Annotated in this window: 3 protein-coding genes and 1 pseudogene; all 4 read right to left on the bottom strand. The window is 53.9% G+C overall.

Features of this window, described 5'->3' with window-relative positions:
• Positions 1–140: 140 nt before the first annotated feature.
• A pseudogene (locus tag AC1EJR_RS27205) lies at positions 141–305 on the bottom strand (DUF2846 domain-containing protein); the annotation flags it as partial.
• A gap of 21 nt (positions 306–326) precedes the next feature.
• The gene (locus tag AC1EJR_RS27200) at positions 327–965 is read right to left on the bottom strand and encodes a hypothetical protein (protein ID WP_477113947.1); all 639 of its coding nucleotides are present in this window, start codon (positions 963–965) and stop codon (positions 327–329) included.
• Positions 966–1,250: 285 nt separating this feature from the next.
• On the bottom strand, positions 1,251–1,505 hold the full coding sequence (locus tag AC1EJR_RS27195) for a MafI family immunity protein (protein ID WP_143093955.1): 255 nt from the start codon (positions 1,503–1,505) through the stop codon (positions 1,251–1,253).
• A 7-nt stretch (positions 1,506–1,512) separates the two neighbouring features.
• Positions 1,513–2,437: EndoU domain-containing protein (locus AC1EJR_RS27190; RefSeq protein WP_477147848.1), on the bottom strand; the 925-nt coding region annotated here is incomplete at its 5' end.

The raw sequence follows: 2,437 nt of genomic DNA, 5'->3' as shown, positions 1-2,437 counted from the left end.
TGCCCGCTGATCGTGCCGCCGTTGGGCGTCGCCAGCGCCTGGACGTAGCCGTCCGGGATGTAGCACCGGTCAATCGGTCAGCTAAAAGCGCAATGCCTCAACCTGGAGGAATGCCGGAGCACCCTCCCAAACACTTCTTATTACTTCGCGGCCGTCTTGACCTGATCGCCCGTATAGCTCAGCGACGAGAGATCCTCTTTTGCTTTTTCCGGCGTCTTCAGTTCCAGTACCACGCGACCCACCATCAAGCCCATCGACGGCGAGCTGCGCACGTACTTGGTTTCCCCGGAATCGAGCACAATTGACACATCAACCTTCGTTCTTGGTTACTCAAATTCTGCGCAAAATGTGAGGAAGGCGTTGATCAGATCCGGTTGCGTCTGGTTCGCGATATTCGAAGAGACGAACCGTTCAGCGCAGTAGGCATACGAAACGCCAAGCAAATCTTCGATCTCAACTCCATCTCCCGCGATGAACGAGACATTGTCACCGTCCGTATAGACCATGAAGCGCTCGTTGTCCGGCCAAAGGAAAGTTGAACCCCAATATGGCAAATTGTTGGGCGTTGTCTCAAATAGTTGATTTGGATTATCAACGGCTAAATCGAGCTTCCGGGTAGCTACTGTGACGGCTGAGAAGTCGGGCGCATACTCCCACTCAGCCTTTTCGAGCGCCGCGACGTTCAGAACGTTACTTTGGTTTTGCATACAGAACACGCGAAGTCTTGCCAACAGTTCAATCTGCTCTCCCCTTTCCGTTTGCAACGACCGGGGATCTCCCTCCCACAGCGGTATTACGGCCCATCGGCGCTCGCGCAAAAAAGCTCGTGAGAAGAATGCGAGGAATCGTCCGTCGCCATCACTCTCACTCAATCTTCCACGCGACATACCGTGGATACAGACGCTGTGGGCGATAAACCGCAGCGTAGCCATGTAATCGGCAAATGTATTTCTATGCTGATTCATAGGTCAAAACCTGATCTTCATCTGACTATTGCGTCCACTCGGCCGACTAAACTGGATGCTAGGCGCACTTGTGGATTTTCTCACCGGATAGAGTGTAGCGGTGATCCGTCCGTTCCGAGGCAAACCTTGATATCTTGGCATACACGAATGCAAGCTCATGGAATTCCCAAAGCCGGGACACAGAACTTAATGTCTCTCGGTTATCCAGGCAACCCTTTCAGAGGATGAAAGCTGGATAATGATCCGGCGTGTAGAAGACCTCCCGAGATTCCCCCAACACCTAGGCTATTCACTTGCTCCGTCCAGATTAGCTATGGACATTCCCATAAGGTCAGCAGCCGTCCGCATGCGAGATTTTAAATCAGGTGAAACCTCAATCTGATATTCGATCAACTGCGCATATAAAACCTCTAGCGCAACTCCAGGCTCGCCATGATCGAGTAGCTCCCGAACATTCTTCGGCGTGTCGTCAGGAAACGCTGATGCCACCTCGTTCAGTACTGTTGCAATAATCGACTCTGCGTTTGAATGCTTTCTCATTTCGGCCTCATTGCTTTGGGTATGCTGTAATGATTCCCTCACCGCGAGGTTCCACGATGACACGAACCTGCACCCCGTCCCGCACGCCTTCCACAGCCCACCGGACAGGGGCGCCTTTTGAGGTGTAGTCAGCCCCCGCCTTACCTGTGAGTTGAGTCCATTTCGCTGTCGGATCCGTCGCGAGATCCGATACATTGTGCATGATTTGGCTTTCTGTCCATACGGACGGAAAGGCAGTCTTCCCGGGAGCCCCCGGCCATAAATGTCCACCACCAGTGGCATCTCCCAAAAGAATATGTTGGGTACGTTGCTGGCTGGCCAGATTTACAAGATCCGCTTCGGACGGCACTCGGCCTGCGGCTGTTGGTCTTGGCCCACGGGAACTACCACCTCCATCCGAGTCCACCCCGGTGACACCTTTAATCGCTCCAAAAAGGGCAACATTGCCAAGAATAGATTTGGCAACGAAAGCATCAATAGGATTCGTCGGGTCGCTTGTACCAAGCTGGAATCGCAGCAGTGCGTTGTCGATCTGTGTGGCGGTATAGCCTTTACTCTGCGTATTGTTCGCACGGATCAAGAAATCCCGAGCCGCAACGTTGGTGTCTTGGTKCGCCAGTGCCTCCCCATACGCCTGCTGATACAGACCTCGCTCCTCCTGCCGTGCAGATACACAATCTGCATTGCCACCGCACATGGCTGCGATCTTTGCATCGCTCAGCACTCCGACTTGCGCCTCCAGGAAGGCGGCGTTGGAGCGGCAGGACACCGGATCGACACACGCGCCCAACGCCTTTACATTGGCCTGAAAACGAGGATCCTTAACGTTCTGATATCGACTCGTAGCGTTATTGATCGCTTCATTCTGTGCCGCCAACCCTGCCGAATTGACGTCAGCACCCAGAAGCGCGCCCGCAGCCCCGCCTACAAGC

The sequence above is a fragment of the Cupriavidus sp. 05T42 genome, assembly GCF_056396345.1.
The sequence above is the reverse complement of the archived record's forward strand: the minus strand, read 5'-3'. Positions and strand labels throughout refer to the sequence as shown.

Coding starts and splice junctions, on each gene's coding strand:
- AC1EJR_RS27195 (WP_143093955.1), bottom strand. CDS start 1,505: ATGAGAAAGCATTCAAACGCAGAGTCGATTATTGCAACAGTACTGAAC.
- AC1EJR_RS27200 (WP_477113947.1), bottom strand. CDS start 965: ATGAATCAGCATAGAAATACATTTGCCGATTACATGGCTACGCTGCGG.